Below are 17,900 nucleotides of genomic sequence, written 5' to 3'. Positions count from 1 at the left end.
CCTGTTTTCTTAAAAACAGCCTTAAAATGATACTTGCAGACGAAGGCCTTGAGGTTAATCCTTAAACTTTGAAAAAGAAAGCACCTTCGCCTAAAGCAGAAAGGAGGCGCAGTCATAGACTGCGCCTCCTTTCTGCTTTAGGCTTTCAAACACCCTTAAAGCTCTGAGTACTGCTCAGAAATGATCTGCAGAATGTCGGTGGTAAGGGGTTTTGAGAAGAAATCGTTCACCTCAGAGAGATTCCGGGCATGGGTGATGTCGTTCTTGTCAACCGCCGAGGAAAGGACGAAGAGCAGGCATTTGCCGGTGAGTTCAAGGGGCAGCTTCTTATATTCCTCAATGAATTCCCATCCGTCCATGCCGGGCATGTTGATATCAAGGAAAATGATTTCTGGGAAATCCTGGGGAGCATCTTTCACCATACCATTCAAGGCGTCTAACGCTTCTTCTGCCCACAAAAAGCTGTTCACTTTTGCGGCAAACTGCTGGCTCTTAATCACACTCTCACACAGAAAATTGTGAATCTCGTCATCATCAATTAAGAAGACTCGCTGGTATTTCGTCATTTTTTGGTGCTACTTGAAAATATACTTTGAATGTGGATCCCTGCAATTCTGCACTTTCTACTTCAACCCATCCGCCCATGGTTTCTACCTGGGTTTTAATCATATGCAAACCTACGCCTTTACCTTCAATATGCGGATGGAAACGGCGGTACAAGCCAAAAATTTTTGCTCCTTGTTTCTCTAAATCTATCCCCAACCCATTATCCTGGATCTGGAGGCATAAAAACCCGTTTGAAAATACGGTATAAATATGGATTTCCAAGAACCGGTCTGTTGATTGGTACTTTATTGCATTGGTGATCAGGTTCAAAAATATGCTGTGCACATAGCCTTTCACCCCCAACACCCACTTACCGGCACTGAAATCAACCGCCAACTTTGAAGCGTATTTACTTAACTGGCCAGACAGGCTTTCTTTCACCTCAGTGAATACCCGCTCCAGATCTATGTTCTCCAACTCCTTTTCAGCACCGCTCCTGATGGTGAGGATATCGTTCAGGTCTTTGATGGTGGCATCTAAGTTATGGGTGGTGCGCTGCAGTTTGTCAAGAAGCACTGCATTCATGGGATCTGCCAAGTTCTGGTGGTTATACAGTTTAGTCAACCCCACAATATTGGCCACGGGAGCCCGCAAATTATGTGACACGATGTAGGCAAACTGGCGCAGGTGCTCATTCTGCCGGGCTATCTCTTGGTGAAAGCTGGCCCTTTCTGCCTCTGCCTGCTTTCTTTCGGCGATCTGCCGGATGGAGGAGAAGCAGAAGGTTTCCTGTCCAAAACTGAAATAGTTAAGGTGCACCTCCACCGGATGCAACTGTCCATTCTTGGCTTTTAGCACCGTCTCAAAATTAAGGCTTTTCTGTCCCAGAAACTCAGCCCAGCGCTGTTGCCATTCCTGGTCATCCATACCTGGGGTGATATCAAGTACCCTTAAGGCCAGCAACTCCTCCTCTTGGTAACCCAACAGGTAGCAGGCCGCGCGGTTCACACGCATGATCTTGCCATCTTCACGGGCCCAAAGGTAAGCCTCAGAGGCGCGCTCAATGGAGAAATCGGAAAACCGCAGGCGCTCTTCCATCATTTTTCGGCGCGTGATGTCATTGGCGCTCCCATCAATCCTGACCATACGGCCTTGTTCATTGAGCTGGGCGGTACAGCGGGTAATAAGCCATTTTTCTTCCCCAGTTACAGCCTTTATCCTGTACTCTAACTGGAACTGCTGACTGGATACCTTTATCTTGGGCAAAGACTCTTCAAACAGCGCCCGGTCCTGCGGATGCACCAAGTTAAACCAAAGGTATTTATCGGCATAGAATTGCTCCGGCGAGTACCCCAAAATAACCTGGCACTGGGGACTTATATAGGTCATCTCCATCTTGTCATTAAAGGAGAACACCACCTCTACAATGTTATTCAGAATGGAACGGGCATATTGCTCTGCCTGGGCTAGTTGCTGCTCTGCTAGTTTCCGAGTGGTCATGTCATGAGCCACCACCAAACGCCTGGCGGGTTTACCGGCAATCGCCGCCAGCTCATGGGAGACAATGTCTACAAACAGCTCTGTCCCGTCCTTCTTTAGGTGCACCCACTCCCCTGAATGGTTCAGGACATCTCTCTTGCTAGAGACCAACTGTAATACTTGCAAGCGTTGGCTTTGTGGCCTTATGTCATTAATGGTCATCGTCAGAAATTCCTCCGCAGAATACCCGTATAACTTTACGGCAGCCGCGTTGACCATCAAGAACTGAAGACTAACGGTATCAAACACCCACATAGGGAGGGGGTTGCAATCAAAGAACAGGCGGTAGTCCTCTTCTGGAATAGACGAAAATTTTTCTTCTACAGCATTCAGCCTCATGTTTTAAACAATTTCATTCCAATCAGACCTACCAAAGATACCAGAGAGTAGAAAGCCTTCTGGATACCCCTCAAAATACAAAAGGTAAAACAGCCCTTTACCCCACATCCATCTTCTGTTTAGGGCCTGGGAAAATGCACCTTTAAAATTAACAGCATTAATCTTCTTGTACAAGAAATATCACTCTACCTTTTAAATCATTACGCTACTCCTCTTCTCGTACTTCTAGTATTTCGATGATTCCCCTTAACAAGTACCCTTTAAAGGCACCTCAACATCTGAAAAGCATGTTTAAACCATATAAATAAATCAAGAATGTATTTACAGGCTCAAAAAGCAGCTTTTTAAATATTTTTAATTTTGCTTTTGGCTCTGAGTTAAGATTAATTTATAAAAATACCAACAAAATAGTATTAATTATTCTACAAAGTACTAAAACTCATAAAATTGGATATCCTTAATTTTCAGGGCCGCGTAATCATGTGTACATTCCCCTAATAGATTATTACTTGCTTTTAAGGAAAATAATTTAAACAAAAAAAATTGCGACGCCTTTGATAAAAATTATACCTTTAATACAATGAAATACTGGTTATACCTAATTTCCCTGGTTTTATTCCTTAGCGGGGTTACCTTGGGTTCATGTGCTTGGGCGCAAAACATGCCAAGAACAGAACCTTACACAATCATCTATAAATTGAAATCTGCCGCACCAACGGCAATGAATAAAAGTGCAGGCCCTTCTGCAGTACAGCAGGTGGTTCAACGGGTCGCTTCTGGCAAAGCGAAGCAGAAATTTCCTGCCTCCTCCGGCGCAGCTGCCAGGAGCAGCAAAAAGCAATCAGTGGACCTTTCCCTGATTTATGAACTGAAATACAATCCAGGCCAATCCTTTACTCAGATAAAAAAAGAGTTACTAGGAACAGGGCTGGTAGAGTATGTAGAGCCGCTGTATCTGCACGAACCGCTTCACATTCCAAATGACCCAAAAGCAGACTCAGTTTCAGGTGCCCAGAATTACCTAAAGAAAATAAACGCTTTTCAGGCTTGGGATGTAACTAAGGGAGACTCAAGCGTAGTGATTGGCATTCTTGACACGGGTGTAAGACTTACCCACGAAGACCTTAAAAACAACCTCAAATATAATTACGACGACCCTATTGACGGAATAGACAATGATGGCGATGGCTTTGTTGACAATTTCAGGGGTTGGGACCTGGCAGACGGCGATAATGACCCTACGGCAGATGCCAATGGCCACGGCACGTTTGTTACCGGCATCGCGGCAGCTCAGGCCAACAACAATTTAGGTATCACAGGAGTTGGGTACCAGGCCAAGTTTATGCCCATTAAAATATTTGCGTCTACCCCTACCGGTTCTTTCAAAGGATATGAAGCTATTGTTTATGCGGCAGATCATGGCTGTAAAGTCATCAACTTATCATGGGGTGGGGTAAGCTTTCCTTCTGCATTTGAGCAGGACGTGATAAACTATGCTGTTTTAGACCGGGATGTGGTGATAGTGGCTGCGGCCGGAAACACCAACGCTGAACTGGATTTCTATCCAGCCTCTTACCAGAATGTGGTTTCTGTGGGCGCTTTAGACAAAAACGATGTAAAAGGCGCTTCTAACACCTACAGCCATAACATAGACTTAGGAGCCTTAGGCGTAGGGGTTTATTCAACCTCCAATGGGAATGACGCTAATTATGGCAATGGAACAGGATCTTCGTATGCTTCTCCAATTGTGGCTGGAGCTGCAGCTTTACTTAGAAGCTATTTCCCAACGCTGAACGCTCTGCAGATTGCGGAACGCCTCAGGACCACCACCGACAATATCTACTCGCTCCCAGGAAATGCAGCTTACCAGGAGAAACTGGGCAAAGGAAGGCTAAACGTTTACCGTGCCTTGACCGATGAAAACCCAATCTCTGTCCGGATGACCTCTTGGAACCTGGTAGGCTCTTCTGCACTTGAGCCCAGCGAGGTAATAAGCCTATCCGGAAAGTTCACCAATTACTTAAGTGCTGTCTCTGGGTTGAAGGTTACAATTTCATCGGCTAGCCCTTACCTTCAAATGGTACAGGAGAGCTTTTCCATTCCAAGCCTGGGTACATTGGCTAGCGCCGAGAACCAGTCCAATCCCTTCAAAATCAAAATCGCGCCAAACACACCCGCTAATACTCAGGTCACCCTACGCCTTGGTTTCACCAGTGGCTCTTATACCGATTACCAATACATTTCTCTAATCCTTAACCAGGATTTCCTGACTACCGATGTCAACAACTTAGCGGTTTCTGCCATGAGTGCGGGGAATATTGGTTATAACGGTTTAGATTACAGCCAGGGCAAAGGGGTCATCTACCGGGGCAGCGCTCCCTTGCTGGCCGAGGGAGGTTTGCTGATTGGGTATTCCGCCACCCAGGTATCTGATAATATCCGGAACGAGAAAGGCATGACAGACCGCGATTTCTATGCCGTCAGCAACCTGCAGCGCAAACAGAACTCTCCCCACGCCAACTTCTATGCCTCCAATGTGATGGAAGACTCTCTTACCACCACAAAAAAGAAAAGCCTGCGGATTCAGCAGAACGTCTTTGCCTGGGCAGACGCTCCTAACCGCGACTTCGTGGTCCTGGAATATATCCTGACGAACCGTTCCGCTGACACCATTGCTGCTGCGCATGCCGGCATATTTGCCGATTGGGACATTATCTCGGCCTCTAAGAACGTGGCAGAGTGGGACAAAGACCTGAAGTTGGGTATTGTTCGGCATAAAACAGACACCAGCCTTTGGGCAGGCATCCAGATTCTTACTTCAGGCGCACCAAGCTTTTACGCCTTAGACAACACCGTGGTGCCCGAGAACATCAACATGACGGATGGTTTCTCAACCCAGGAAAAATACCAGGCCCTGTCCGGGGGTATTCAGCGAGCAAGCGCTGGGACAGCAGAAGGTAAGGATGTGTCTTACATTATCTCCTCCGCTATCAGAACATTGGCGCCTACAGAATCAGACACCGTGGCCTTTGCATTGGTAGCAGGTCAGACCAGGGCCGAAATCAGAAAAAATGCCAGTGCCGCCCTTCTGCGATACAAGCAGATCATGAACTCAGGCACCGTGACCTCCACGCCCGGACAGGTGAAGGCCCAAGCCATTTCCCTGTTCCCGAATCCATCGCAAGGACAGATAACCGTTACTTTGCCACCGGCCTTGCAGCAATCCTTGGTGAACGTGCAATTGGTAGACAGCAAAGGCTTGGTGACACCGCAGGGAAGCTACGAGAGAAAAGACAAAATCAGTTTTGATTTCTCTAATCTGGCCTCCGGCGTTTACTACCTCCGTTTTGTATCGGCTAAGGGCGTTTCTACCCAGAAGTTCTTACTTTCAAAATAAAAGTTTAGGGCTTGTTTTTGTAGAAGCAGGCCCTAAACGAAACTCCTTAAAACAGAAGAGGCGACCAAATGGTCGCCTCTTCTGTTTTAAGCTTATTTTTGAATTATGTGTGCTGTTGCTGCAAACGGATAAGGTTAAGGGCTGAGCCAGCCTTAAACCACTCAATCTGACCTTGGTTGTAAGTATGGTTCGCCTCAAAAGTATAGGTAGACCCATCTTTGTGCGTTAATTTCACCTGCAACGGAACACCTGGCGTGAAGGAAGTCAAACCAAGGATGTCAATGGTGTCGTTCTCCTCAACCTTGTCGTAGTCTTCTTTGTTGGCGAAGGTAAGCGCCAGCATGCCTTGCTTCTTTAGGTTGGTTTCGTGAATACGGGCGAAGGATTTCACCAGAACCACTCTCACACCCAAGTGACGGGGCTCCATTGCGGCGTGCTCACGGGAAGAACCTTCACCGTAGTTCTCGTCCCCTACCACCACGGTTCCAACACCAGCGGCTTTGTAGGTACGGGCTACTTTAGGAACTTCGTCATAGACATCTCCTTGCACCCCCAGGTTCTTCACCTTGTTGGCTTCGCCGTTGAACGCGTTGATAGCGCCAATGAGCATGTTGTTGGAGATGTTGTCCAAGTGACCACGGTATTTCAACCAAGGACCAGCCATAGAGATATGGTCAGTGGTACATTTACCCTGGGCTTTGATCAACAGGCGCAGACCAATCAGGTCTTGTCCGTTCCAAGGCTGGAAGCCTTCTAACAGTTGCAGACGGTCTGACGCTGGGTTCACCACTACTTCTACTCTGCTTGGATCAGCGGCCGGAGCTACGTAACCAGCGTCTTCCACCGCGAAACCATTTACCGGGAATTGGATACCCTGCGGCTCATCCAGTTTCACTTGCTCACCATTCTTGTTTGTAAGCGTATCGGTCAACGGGTTGAAAGTCAAGTCACCGGCTATAGCGAAGGCGGTCACGATTTCTGGCGAGGCCACGAACGCGTGTGTGTTAGGGTTACCGTCGTTCCGCTTGGCGAAGTTACGGTTGAAGGAAGTGATGATGGAGTTCTTACGCTTAGGATCGTCGGTGTGACGGGCCCACTGCCCGATGCACGGGCCACAGGCATTCGCCAATACCACGCCTCCAATCTCAGAGAACGTCTCCAGGATACCATCGCGCTCAGCAGTGTAACGCACCACCTCAGAACCTGGGGTAATGGTGTACTCTGCGTTAGCCACCAGGCCTTTATCAACGGCTTGTCTGGCGATGGAAGCGGCACGGGTAAGGTCTTCATAAGAAGAGTTGGTGCAAGACCCGATCAAACCTACTTCCAGTTTGGCTGGCCAGTTATGCTCACGCACGGCAGCGGCAAATTGAGAGATTGGCCAGGCAGCATCCGGGGTGAACGGACCATTCACGTGTGGCTCCAGCTCATCCAGGTTGATCTCAATCAGTTGGTCGTAGAAAGCCTCTGGGTTAGCGTAAACTTCCTCATCAGCACGCAGGTGCTCGGCAACCTGGCTCGCCAGTTCAGCGATCTCACCGCGCTCAGTGCCTCTCAGGTAATCGGCCATGGTTTCATCATAGGCGAACACAGAGGTGGTAGCCCCAATCTCGGCACCCATGTTACAGATGGTGGACTTACCGGAGCAGGAGATGTTAGCGGCTCCTTCGCCGAAGTATTCCACAATAGCACCGGTTCCACCTTTTACGGTCAAGATACCTGCCACTTTCAGGATGATGTCTTTCGGCGCTGCCCAACCGCTTAAACGGCCAGTCAGTTTTACGCCAATCACGCGCGGGAATTTCAGTTCCCAAGCCATACCGGCCATCACGTCCACGGCATCGGCACCGCCAACACCAATCGCGATCATTCCCAAACCACCTGCGTTAGGCGTGTGGGAGTCGGTCCCGATCATCATTCCGCCCGGGAAGGCGTAGTTCTCAAATACCACGGTGTGGATGATCCCCGCACCTGGCTTCCAGAACCCGATACCATATTTATTAGACACAGAGGCCAGGAAGTCATAGACCTCTTTGTTTTCGGCATACGCCTCGGCCAAATCCTGGTCAGCACCTACGCGGGCCTGGATCAAGTGGTCGCAGTGCACCGAAGAAGGAACGGCTACCGTAGGGCGGCCCGCCTGCATGAACTGAAGCAAAGCCATCTGAGCCGTGGCATCCTGCATGGCTACGCGGTCTGGCGCGAAGTCAACGTAAGACTTACCCCGCTCATACGCCTGCGTTGCAGAACCATTATATAAGTGAGCGTAAAGAATTTTCTCAGTTTGAGTTAAAGGCCGGCCAACCGCCGTACGTGCTGCCGCAATCCGGTCGCCCAGTTGCGCATACACCGCCTTGATCATGTCTACATCAAATGCCATAGATCTGCTTTGTATTATTTAAGTTCAGTGCTACTAACGTCGCGCACAAATGTCGCAAACAGAACACTTTTACACAAGCTTTAAAATATCACGTCCTGCAAAGGTTTTGCCTAACCTATATGCAAATTCAAGCGGGCACCGTACTTTTACGGCATGAACAAGATTTCCCTTTTCAGATATTCCTTTTTCGCCCTTGTTTCAACGTCTTTGGGCTTTCAGGCCTGCTCCTCGTCTGCCTCAGATGAACTAAGCCCAGGCGCTTACCGCGGTATCATTGAGGTAAGCGGCCAGGAAATGCCCTTCAACTTCACGGTTTCTGAGGAAGGCGGAAAGCAGGTTGCCCATCTCATTAACGGAGAAGAGAAAATTTTGATTAATGAAATTTCCACCGCGCAGGACAGCGTGCGGTTGCAGATGCACATTTTTGACGCCGCGCTGATCGCCAAAGTACAAGATGGACAGCTTTCGGGCCGCTGGGAACGGAAAGACCAGGCCGAGCCTTACAGCCTGCCGTTCACGGCCGAGTTGGGGAATTCGACCCGTTTTTCCCAAAACCCCGCCAAACCAACTCTGGACGTTTCCGGCAAGTGGGAAGTGACTTTTACCGAGGACGGCGGCAAAACGTATCCGGCCATTGGGGAGTTTGTGCAGAAAGGAAATTCCCTATCCGGCACTTTCCTGACCAACACCGGCGACTACCGCTACCTGCAGGGCGAAGTGGACGGCGCCAAACTGAAGCTTTCTGCCTTTGACGGCGCCCACGCCTTCCTCTTCCACGCCACCGGTCAGGAGAACGGCACTTTGACCGGAGATTTCTACGCGGGCAAATCGGGCCACGAGACCTGGACCGCCAAACGCAACGAGAACTTCAAACTGGCCTCCGCCGAAACCCTGACCTACCTGAAACCTGGCTATGATCGCCTGGATTTCTCCTTCCCGGATCTGAACGGCAAGAAAGTATCTCTTTCAGATCCGCAGTTCAAAGGCAAGGTAGTGGTGGCGCAGATTTTCGGGTCTTGGTGCCCCAACTGCATGGATGAGACCAAGTTCCTGGCGCCCTGGTACGAGAAAAACAAAAGCCGTGGCGTAGAGGTGGTAGGCCTTGGCTACGAGGTAAGCCCCGAGTTTGACAAAGCCAAAGTACGCGTGGAGAAAATGCGTGACCGCCTGAACGTGCCGTACACCTTATTGATTGGTGGCACAAAAGACAAAGAACTGGTAGCCAAATCACTGCCGGCTCTCAACCACGTGCTCTCCTTCCCTACTACCATTTTCATTGACAAAGCAGGAAAAGTACGCAAGATCCATACAGGCTTCTCGGGCCCAGGCACTGGTAAGTATTATGAGGATTTTGTGCAGGAGTTCAACAAAACCATTGATGAATTGCTAGCCGAGAAGTAATTCTCTCCAGCTACCCTAAACACAAACGGCGCGGTTCTGACTTGAACCGCGCCGTTTGTGTTTAGGGCCTCATTTAAGGAAAACAGCATCAAAACAAAACTCCACCAAGTTTTGACCACTCAAGGGCCGGGCTATGGCTGGCTACCCCTCCTACTTAGTTGTTGGAGGAAATCTTTTCTTCGCTACAGCAGGTTCTTCTTTATCCAGTCCAGAATCTGGTGCCTTGTGGTTTGGGAAATCCAGTGTTCATTCACGGGAGTGATCAGGGCTTCCTTTTTGCTTTGGAGAGTATTGTACACGATGTAACTGGTAGTTGGCGGACAAACATCGTCATTATAGCCCCAGGTCATGAAAACCGGCACCTTGATTATTTTGGCGAAGTTCACTACGTCATAGTACTCCAGGGTTTTCAGTTTCTCAGGAGTGTCCATGCCTTCAAAGTTGGTGAACAGGTGCGGGTAGCCACCCGCCCGATTGGCTTTGTACCCAGCCATATCGCTTAAGGCCGGATGACTGGCGGCGCAGGCGGTAATCCTGGGATCAAGTCCGGTGGCAATTAGCGCCAAAGCTCCTCCCTGGCTTCCTCCCTGCGCGATGACGTTCTTGCCGTCCCATTCTGGCAAAGAGGTAAGGTAATCCACGGCCCTGACGCAGGCCAGGTAAACCTTCTTCATGTAATAAGAATCTCGGTTTTCCAGCCCATTAACCAGGTAGCTGTTGTTTCCCCTACCAAAAAACCGGCTGATTTCTTCATAGGTGGCTTCGTCTAGGTCAGGACGGATGCCATGGATTTCCATGTCTAGCCGAATGAAGCCGTTCTCAGCATAGAACATATCTTTCAAGGGGTTCATGGGTTTGATGCCTGCCCCGGGAGGAGAAAACACCACCGGGAATTTGCCCTGCTTTTTAGGGACAGTTAGGTAGCCGTAGACATAACTCCCTTTTTTGGCGGCCTGTATTTTCACCAGATAACAGTCAACCTTGTTGCTGGAGTATTCCGGGACGAAAACCTTGGTAACCTCCATGGGAACCTGGGCAGCCTCCTCCAGAGCTTTTCCCCAGTAACTACTGAAATCAGCGGGCATTGGTGTATAAGCCGTTAGTTTGTCTGGCTCAAACCCAACTTTGATGTGGTGCTTGTACTCCTCCCCGTTCAGTTTCACCCGAAGCTGGCAATCTTTGAACCCAGGCTTAGTGAGACTTCCCAGTGAGATGACTGCCTGTCCCTTCTTCAGGGTCACGGTGCCGGTTTTCTCAACGGGCATCAACTCGGGCCCGATACTGTAGCTGATGGTAAGGCCATCCTGCAACACGCCATACTCATATAGAGAAACAGTGATTTTTGCCTCTTCCTTCAGTTTATACAGCCAGTTGGTATGGTCTGGGGTGGTCACCCATAACACATTGCTTTGCGCAGGATTGTTTTGAGCATAAACCGTGCAAATAGCCAGAAAACACAACAAGAGTAAGGAGATCTTCTTCATCAGAGGCAAAAGGTAAGTCCTCCTAAAAGTAGGAAAGGTTTTTGGATAGATTTTAGACCTAAAATCATCAATATTCCAAAGTCCAAAAATAAGCTCAAGTTTGATTTTGATGTACCCGACCTATATCACCGCTGCAGGAATACTGGTCTCGGAGAACCCGTTGAGTAAATCCTCCTTTGTTCTTGATTACATGAATTGCTTCAGCCATTCTTTTGCTTCCTTGTCATCTGTGAAGCTTTTCATAGGAATTGAGGAGGGCTTGAACTTGAACAGAAGGCTCATAAACAAGCTTGCCATACCGGGTTTGATTGATATGGTCACTTTATTCGTTTTGGCTTGCCAGTTGCAAATTTTGCCTTTTAAGGCTTATTCTAGAAAAATAGGCTCAAAGCGTATTACCCCTTTTGAGGTGGAGAAGGTGTTTATAATTCAATAGTTACTTGGTAATCCAATCTCAAGCTTGGCTTTTCCTTTTGCCACTTTTGGATGTCTAATGAATCTACCTTATTACCAAATAGCCCAATTTCTTTCAACTTAGGCAGCCTTTTTAATTTATCTAGTTCTTCCGAAATCTCAAGTTCATTGAAAGTGAGATCTAAGGCTTCTAGGTTCTCAAGATTTGAAAAGTCTTCCGGAAGCTTTTCAATCCCTAGTCCTACTAAACTAAGCCTCTGCAATTTCTTCAAGGTTGTAATCTCTTTTGGCAGAAATTTCAAGGAAGGTTCACCTGACACATAAGAAGTACCTAAAGCACTTAGGGGCGGATATAAGGTATGACTCGTCAAGAATGCTGAATCTGATACAACACTAAGGCTCTTGGCACTTCCAAGAAGCGCAAATACTTTGGGAATACTGTCAGGAGGATAATTGCTTAAAACTAAAACGACATCTTCTTTGCCCATCAAATCTTCAAAATGACTCTTCTCTTTTTCATCAAACATACAGCCTGAAAATAGAATTGTTAAAAAGAATAATAATAGGAATTTCATATACATTTTAAGGTGCTACAATTTTAGGCAAACTATGGAATACGCTTAACGGCCTTCCTCATGGATTCTGGCTTTTTGAATAAAAATCTTAAAGGACAATTAACAAAGCCCTGCTAAAGCTGAAACCAAATATAATAGCTTGATTATCCAAGTATCGCAGGTTTTAAAGGCATTTTCAAAAAAGGAGCCGCTAAACGGTAATTGGCTTATTTCTCGCGCTCTATGGTATAGCGGATGAGTTGCTCCAGGGAGTCTCTGGAAGGAGAAGCGGGAAAAGTGTGCAGCAGTTTCAGGGCCTCTGCGTGGAGGTTGTTCATGCAGTTAATGGAGTATTCCAGCCCGCCGGACTTCTTCACGAAATCAATTACAGCGTTGATTTTATCGGCTTTACCGTTGTTGTTTTTGACGTTGTAGATGACTCGGCGTTTGGTGAGCCAGTCGGCTTGCTGCAGGGCGTAGATGAGGGGCAGCGTCATCTTCTTTTCCTTGATGTCAATGCCCACGGGCTTGCCAATCTCGGCGGTGCCGTAGTCAAACAAATCGTCTTTGATCTGGAAAGCCAGGCCTACTTTCTCGCCGAACAGACGCGCGCGTTCCACCGTTTCGGCATCGGCCCCGATGGAGGCCACGCCCACAGCGCAGCAGGAAGCAATCAGCGAGGCGGTTTTCTGCCGGATGATGTCAAAGTAGACCTCCTCAGTGATGTCCAGGCGGCGGGCTTTTTCCATCTGCAGCAACTCGCCCTCGCTCATCTCACGCACGGCGTTGCTCACAATTTTCAGCAGCCCGAAATCATCGTTGTTGAGGGAAAGCAACAGACCTTTGGAAAGAAGGTAATCGCCCACCAGCACCGCAATCTTGTTTTTCCAGAGGGCGTTCACCGAGAAAAAGCCGCGGCGGTAGTTGGAGTCATCCACCACGTCATCGTGGACCAGGGTGGCGGTATGGAGCAGTTCAATTAGGGCCGCGCCGCGGTAGGTGGCATCGGGGATCTGCTCCTGAATGAGCTTAGCCATGAAGAACACAAACATGGGCCGCATCTGCTTCCCTTTGCGCTTTACAATGTAGCCCATGATCTTGTCCAGGAGCAAAACGTTTGATTGCATGGACTGGCGGAATTTCTTCTCGAACTCCTGCATCTCCACTGCAATCGGGGCCTGTATCTGGTCTAGGGGGCTGCTCATCTCTCGGGCGCAATATTACGAGGCGGCGCCCTCAGAAGCAAACGCTGGGTTTGGATTTGCCGTTATTCAGGTGTTACTTCGTCGCCTTTTTCAGATATTGTTGCCCATGATACTTCGCAAAGACTTTTTGCTCTCCTCGGCCCACGGCCGCGACTTCGCCGTAGATGCCCGCTGGCTCCCAGACGGACAGGCCAAACCCGTGGTGGTGTTCGTGCACGGTTTCAAAGGATTCAAGGATTGGGGCCATTTCAACCTCCTCGCCGACTACTTTGCCCACCATGGCTTTGTGTTTGTGAAACTTAACCTCTCGCACAACGGCGTGGAGCCGTACGGCGATGATCTCACCAACCTGGAGGCCTTTGGGAACAACAACTTCTGCATTGAGCTGGACGATGTGGGTACCCTGCTGGCATACCTGAAAAACAATCCCGCCGAGATCCCAGCCCAGGAAATGGAGGCAGACTATATCTTCTTGATTGGGCACAGCCGCGGAGGCGGATTGGTGCTGCTGAAGGCCGCCGAGGCCGCCGAGGTAACGGGCGTGGCCACCTGGTCTGCCATCAGTGACATTGACCAGCGCTGGTCACCGGAGGTCATGGAACGCTGGAAACGCGATGGCGTGCAATACATTCCTAACGTGCGCACCGGCCAGCAGATGCCTTTGTATTACCAGTTGGTAGAGAATTACCAGGCCAACCGCAACCGGCTGGACATCCCCAATGCCGTGGAGAAGCTGCAGATTCCGTTGCTGATCCTGCATGGCGAGCAGGACGAGACCCTGCCCGTGCAGATGGCGCACACCCTCCACGCCCTGAATCCCTTCGCGGAGCTTCACCTGCTGCCAGAGGGGGACCATTCCTTCGGGGGACGTCACCCCTATGAACAGCCTGAGTTGCCGGGGCTGGCCAAAGCCGCCGCCGATAAAACCATTCAATTTTTCCAGACCACGCTAGACCGGCTGTAATGACTCCATTGTTTCTGCTGTTGGGCAGCAACCTGGGCGACCGGGTTTTCTATTTATCAGAAGCGGCAACCCGTTTAGAAGCGCTTTTCGGGAAAACGGCTCAAAAATCGAAGCTTTACGAAACAGCCGCCTGGGGCCTGGAAGACCAACCTGCTTTCCTGAATCAGGTGCTGGTCTTCAACACTGGTTTTTCGCCAAGAGTGGTGCTGGCCTTAACCCAGCGCATAGAACAGGAACTGGGCCGAATCAGGAAAGAGCGCTGGGGTGCCCGGGTCATTGACATTGATTTGCTGTTCTACGGCCAAAATGTGATCAACACCCCGGAACTGCACCTTCCCCACCCCCAACTCCACCTGCGCAGGTTCACCTTGGCTCCCCTCGCCGAGGTAGCTCCTGATTTTACGCACCCAGTCCTCCACAAGACCATCAAAGACCTCTTGGAGGAATGCCCCGATGAGTTGGAAGTGAAACCGGTCTCCTAATGTGCTAATTGGATAATGTGCTGATTTGCTAATTAGGTAAGGTGACGATCAGTGATCGAGAGGCGGATTTTAGACAGAAAACCTGAAAGTCTAGATCAACGCAAGATTAAAAAAGCGTTTTGAAGCTAGTATCGGAAAATCAGGGCAAAAACAGAGTAGAGGAAGTTAGTGCTACATGCAAATTCAAGAATAGCACATCAGCACATTAATTAATTAGCACCCCTTTTAAAGCACCTTAAGGTCTATCAAATTTCTGGTAAATGGAGTTTTGGCTCACGTATTCCGGTACCAGTTGCTTCATCTTTTTAATGACAGCCACGTTGTTCTGGGAGTTAAATAAGTTAATGAGCAACTGTATCTCCTGAAGCACTTTCTCGCTTTGCGGCGTTTGCACGTTGGCCAGGCTGATTTTAGGATGCGCCGTGCTTTGCACCGATTCATGTTCATGGAAGAGCTCTTCCTCCAGTTTCTCGCCGGGGCGTAAACCGGTATACACCAACTGGATGTCCTTCCCCAAGGTCAGGCCAGACAGCTTGATCATCTTTTTGGCCAGGTCCACGATCTTAATAGAGTCGCCCATGTCAAAGATATAGATCTCTCCGCCGGTACCCATGGCGGATGCCTCCAACACCAACTGGCAGGCTTCCCTGATGGACATGAAATAACGGGAAATATCGGGGTGGGTGACCGTAACGGGTCCGCCCTCTTCAATCTGCTTCCGGAAACGCGGGATTACCGAGCCGGTGCTGCCCAGTACGTTCCCAAACCGGGTGGTGATAAAGCGGGTTTGTTTGTTTCCCGAATCGCGGAGGTAATGGTCCATGGCCTGCACGTACATCTCGCATAGGCGCTTGGAGGCCCCCATCACGCTGGTGGGGTTCACCGCTTTGTCCGTGGAGAGTAACACAAATTTCAGCGCCTGGTATTTCACCGCCAGATCGGCCAGTACTTTGGTGCCCAGAATATTGGTATTGAGCGACTCCGTGGGGTTCTCTTCAATGACAGGCACGTGCTTGTAAGCGGCGCAATGGAAGACAATCTCCGGTTTGAAATGGCGGAAAATCGCCTCCACCCGGGCCTTGTTGCAGATATCGCCCAGCACCACCTCAAAGTTCAGCTTCACGTACAGCTCGGTTAGTTCCAGTTCCAGGTCATAGAGCGAAGATTCGGCCTGGTCTAATAAAATGAGTTGCTTCGGTTTGAATTTGATCAGTTGCCGCACCAATTCGCTCCCGATGGAACCCGCGGCGCCGGTGACCAGAATGGTCCGGTTCTGCAGTTCATTGTGCAGCAACGGGGAGTCTATCTCGGCGGTGGGCCGACCCAAAACATCTTCAATGCGCACTTCCCTGATCTGCTTAAAGCTGAGCTCACCGTTGATCCATTTATAGACCGGCGGCACCACCAGTACCTGCACTCCGGCGTTAAGACAAGCCTCCACCAATTGCCTTCTGCGATTCATAGGCAGATGCTGCACGGCCACGATAAGCAAGTCAATCTGCAAAGCCCTCAATTGCGCCACCAGATCCTCAGCGGGCCGCTGAATGGTTACCCCGTTGATTACCAAGTTCTGCTTTTTAGGGTCGTCGTCCAGAAAAGAGGCGAAATGGTAATAGGTGCCCATGTCCTGCTGCAGAGTCTGAAGAGTGGTGCTTCCCACTTCCCCAGCCCCGAAAATGGCCACGTTTACTTTGTGGGTGTTGGCGTGGTTCCATTCATAATGCACGATCTTGGCCCATCCCCTGAACAGCGACAGTGCCAGAATACAACCTAAATAATCAATGAGCAGAACCGAGATGGGAATAAAGTTCTGGTACCCCAGGATTTTGTTGTACACCAATTGCGCCATCACCAGCACGAAGGAGCTAGCCGTCAGGGCGACGAACAGCTTGCGGAGGTCGTTCAGGCTGGTGTAGCGGATAATGCCGGCGTAGGTTCTTCCGTAATAGAAGGCAATGGCCCTCACGGCCAGCACAATGGGCAGCATCTGCGTTACAGACAGCTCTGTGTACTTCCGGAGGTCAAAGTTAAAGCGTAGCAGGTACGCCATGAAAAAAGACAGGGCACATAAACAGATGTCCACCCCAAACACTAATTGCTTAGGCATTTTCTGCTTGAAAAGCTGTTGCATGTGCCCCATCTTCTTGATCTTGATTTTGGCAGATTGTACTTCTAGGGACTAGCTTACCTGTCCTACCTCTGCCGTCTTGTCAATCTTCTTCACCAGGCCTTGCAACACCTTGCCCGGGCCGCACTCAATAAAGAAGGTAGCGCCATCAGCGATCATTTGCTGCACAGACTGGGTCCAGCGTACGGGCGCCGTCAGCTGCTTGATCAGGTTCTGCTGAATTTCCTGGGGGTCTGTGTGCGGTCTGGCATCCACGTTCTGGTACACCGGGCAAATGCCATGCTTGAACTCGGTCTGCATGATGGCCTTTTCCAATTCGGCCTCGGCCGATTTCATCAACGGTGAGTGGAAAGCTCCGCCTACCGGCAGAATGAGGGCGCGTTTGGCACCGGCGGCCTTCATGCGCTCACAAGCTTCTTCCACGCCGGCAATGGTTCCCGAGATCACCAGCTGGCCTGGGCAGTTATAGTTTGCCGCCACTACTACATCATTGACCTCGGCGCAGATTTGCTCTACTTTTTCGTCTTCCAGGCCTAAAATAGCAGCCATGGTAGAGGGCTGCTCCTCACAGGCCGCCTGCATGGCCAACGCTCTGGCAGACACCAACCGTAACGCATCTTCAAAGGCCAGCACTTTGTTGGCCACCAACGCCGATAACTCTCCCAAGGAGTGCCCCGCTACCATCTCTGGGGCGAAGTCCTGCGCCACGGCCGCCTGAATCACGGAATGCAGGAAAATAGCTGGCTGGGTTACTTTGGTTTGCTTTAGTTCTTCATCGGTGCCGGAGAACATGATATCGGTGATGCGGAAGCCCAGGATCTCGTTGGCGCGTTCAAAAAGGTCTTTGGCGGCCTGGTGTTGCTCATACAGGTCTTTGCCCATGCCCACAAACTGAGCGCCCTGGCCCGGGAATACATATGCTTTCATGCGTTGCGTGTTATATTGTTTTAGGCCCGTTTTCTGCAAAACAACCCTAAAACCGGTGGTTTAGATTTTTGGTGATCGCAAAGATATAAAAATGGTGCCCATTGTGAGAACAGGCACCATTCTTTAAACCACTTACGAAA

General features: G+C 49.7%; 13 protein-coding genes. 4 read left to right on the top strand and 9 right to left on the bottom strand.

The window, feature by feature from the left end; all coding sequences use genetic code 11:
* Window positions 1–155: 155 nt before the first annotated feature.
* Window positions 156–566 (bottom strand): response regulator, encoded by a 411-nt coding sequence (locus FOA19_RS09640; RefSeq protein WP_149090632.1) that lies wholly within the window; start codon window positions 564–566, stop codon window positions 156–158.
* Window positions 535–2,424, bottom strand: a complete 1,890-nt coding sequence (locus FOA19_RS09635; RefSeq protein WP_149090631.1) for a PAS domain S-box protein — start codon at window positions 2,422–2,424, stop codon at window positions 535–537. Before FOA19_RS09635 ends, FOA19_RS09640 begins: the two co-directional genes overlap by 32 nt.
* A 721-nt stretch (window positions 2,425–3,145) precedes the next feature.
* Here FOA19_RS09635 and FOA19_RS09630 point away from each other — a divergent pair.
* Window positions 3,146–5,821, top strand: a complete 2,676-nt coding sequence (locus tag FOA19_RS09630) for a S8 family serine peptidase (protein ID WP_190300348.1) — start codon at window positions 3,146–3,148, stop codon at window positions 5,819–5,821.
* 103 nt (window positions 5,822–5,924) lie between these two features.
* Here FOA19_RS09630 and FOA19_RS09625 read toward each other — a convergent pair whose 3' ends face one another.
* Window positions 5,925–8,201: an aconitate hydratase gene (locus FOA19_RS09625; protein WP_149090629.1), complete on the bottom strand. Its 2,277-nt coding sequence runs from the start codon at window positions 8,199–8,201 to the stop codon at window positions 5,925–5,927.
* Window positions 8,202–8,354: 153 nt separating this feature from the next.
* Here FOA19_RS09625 and FOA19_RS09620 point away from each other — a divergent pair, with 153 nt between their 5' ends.
* A complete protein-coding gene (locus FOA19_RS09620) occupies window positions 8,355–9,602 on the top strand; it encodes a peroxiredoxin family protein (protein WP_149090628.1) in 1,248 nt (415 codons plus the stop codon).
* Window positions 9,603–9,784: 182 nt separating this feature from the next.
* On the opposite strand, the gene FOA19_RS09615 is transcribed toward FOA19_RS09620, so the two are convergent.
* The 4 genes from FOA19_RS09615 to FOA19_RS09605 form a co-directional block, all read right to left on the bottom strand.
* Entirely contained in the window at window positions 9,785–11,086 is a 1,302-nt protein-coding gene (locus tag FOA19_RS09615; protein ID WP_149090627.1) for an acetylxylan esterase, read from the bottom strand.
* Window positions 11,087–11,272: 186 nt separating this feature from the next.
* Entirely contained in the window at window positions 11,273–11,407 is a 135-nt protein-coding gene (locus FOA19_RS23780; RefSeq protein ID WP_449421248.1) for a DUF7793 family protein, read from the bottom strand.
* A 101-nt stretch (window positions 11,408–11,508) separates the two neighbouring features.
* Window positions 11,509–12,075, bottom strand: a complete 567-nt coding sequence (locus FOA19_RS09610) for an acyl-CoA synthetase family protein (protein WP_149090626.1) — start codon at window positions 12,073–12,075, stop codon at window positions 11,509–11,511.
* Window positions 12,076–12,281: 206 nt separating this feature from the next.
* Window positions 12,282–13,259 (bottom strand): polyprenyl synthetase family protein, encoded by a 978-nt coding sequence (locus tag FOA19_RS09605; protein WP_149090625.1) that lies wholly within the window; start codon window positions 13,257–13,259, stop codon window positions 12,282–12,284.
* Window positions 13,260–13,365: 106 nt separating this feature from the next.
* On the opposite strand from FOA19_RS09605, the gene FOA19_RS09600 reads away from it, so the two are divergent.
* On the top strand, window positions 13,366–14,223 hold the full coding sequence (locus FOA19_RS09600; RefSeq protein ID WP_223808819.1) for an alpha/beta hydrolase family protein: 858 nt from the start codon (window positions 13,366–13,368) through the stop codon (window positions 14,221–14,223).
* On the top strand, window positions 14,223–14,705 hold the full coding sequence (gene folK, locus FOA19_RS09595) for a 2-amino-4-hydroxy-6-hydroxymethyldihydropteridine diphosphokinase (protein WP_149090623.1): 483 nt from the start codon (window positions 14,223–14,225) through the stop codon (window positions 14,703–14,705). Before FOA19_RS09600 ends, folK begins: the two co-directional genes overlap by 1 nt.
* A 235-nt stretch (window positions 14,706–14,940) precedes the next feature.
* Here folK and FOA19_RS09590 read toward each other — a convergent pair whose 3' ends face one another.
* Both FOA19_RS09590 and fabD read right to left on the bottom strand, forming a co-directional pair.
* Window positions 14,941–16,836 carry a polysaccharide biosynthesis protein gene (locus FOA19_RS09590; protein WP_190300347.1) on the bottom strand — a complete coding sequence of 632 codons (1,896 nt, stop codon included), beginning with the start codon at window positions 16,834–16,836 and terminating at the stop codon, window positions 14,941–14,943.
* Window positions 16,837–16,884: 48 nt separating this feature from the next.
* The gene (gene fabD, locus FOA19_RS09585; protein WP_149090621.1) at window positions 16,885–17,760 is read right to left on the bottom strand and encodes an ACP S-malonyltransferase; all 876 of its coding nucleotides are present in this window, start codon (window positions 17,758–17,760) and stop codon (window positions 16,885–16,887) included.
* Window positions 17,761–17,900: the final 140 nt, after the last annotated feature.

Source organism: Rufibacter hautae (assembly GCF_008271695.1).
Lineage (GTDB): Bacteria > Bacteroidota > Bacteroidia > Cytophagales > Hymenobacteraceae > Nibribacter > Nibribacter hautae.
Note: the sequence above shows the minus strand (reverse complement) of the source record. Positions and strands in the feature narration are given on the sequence as shown.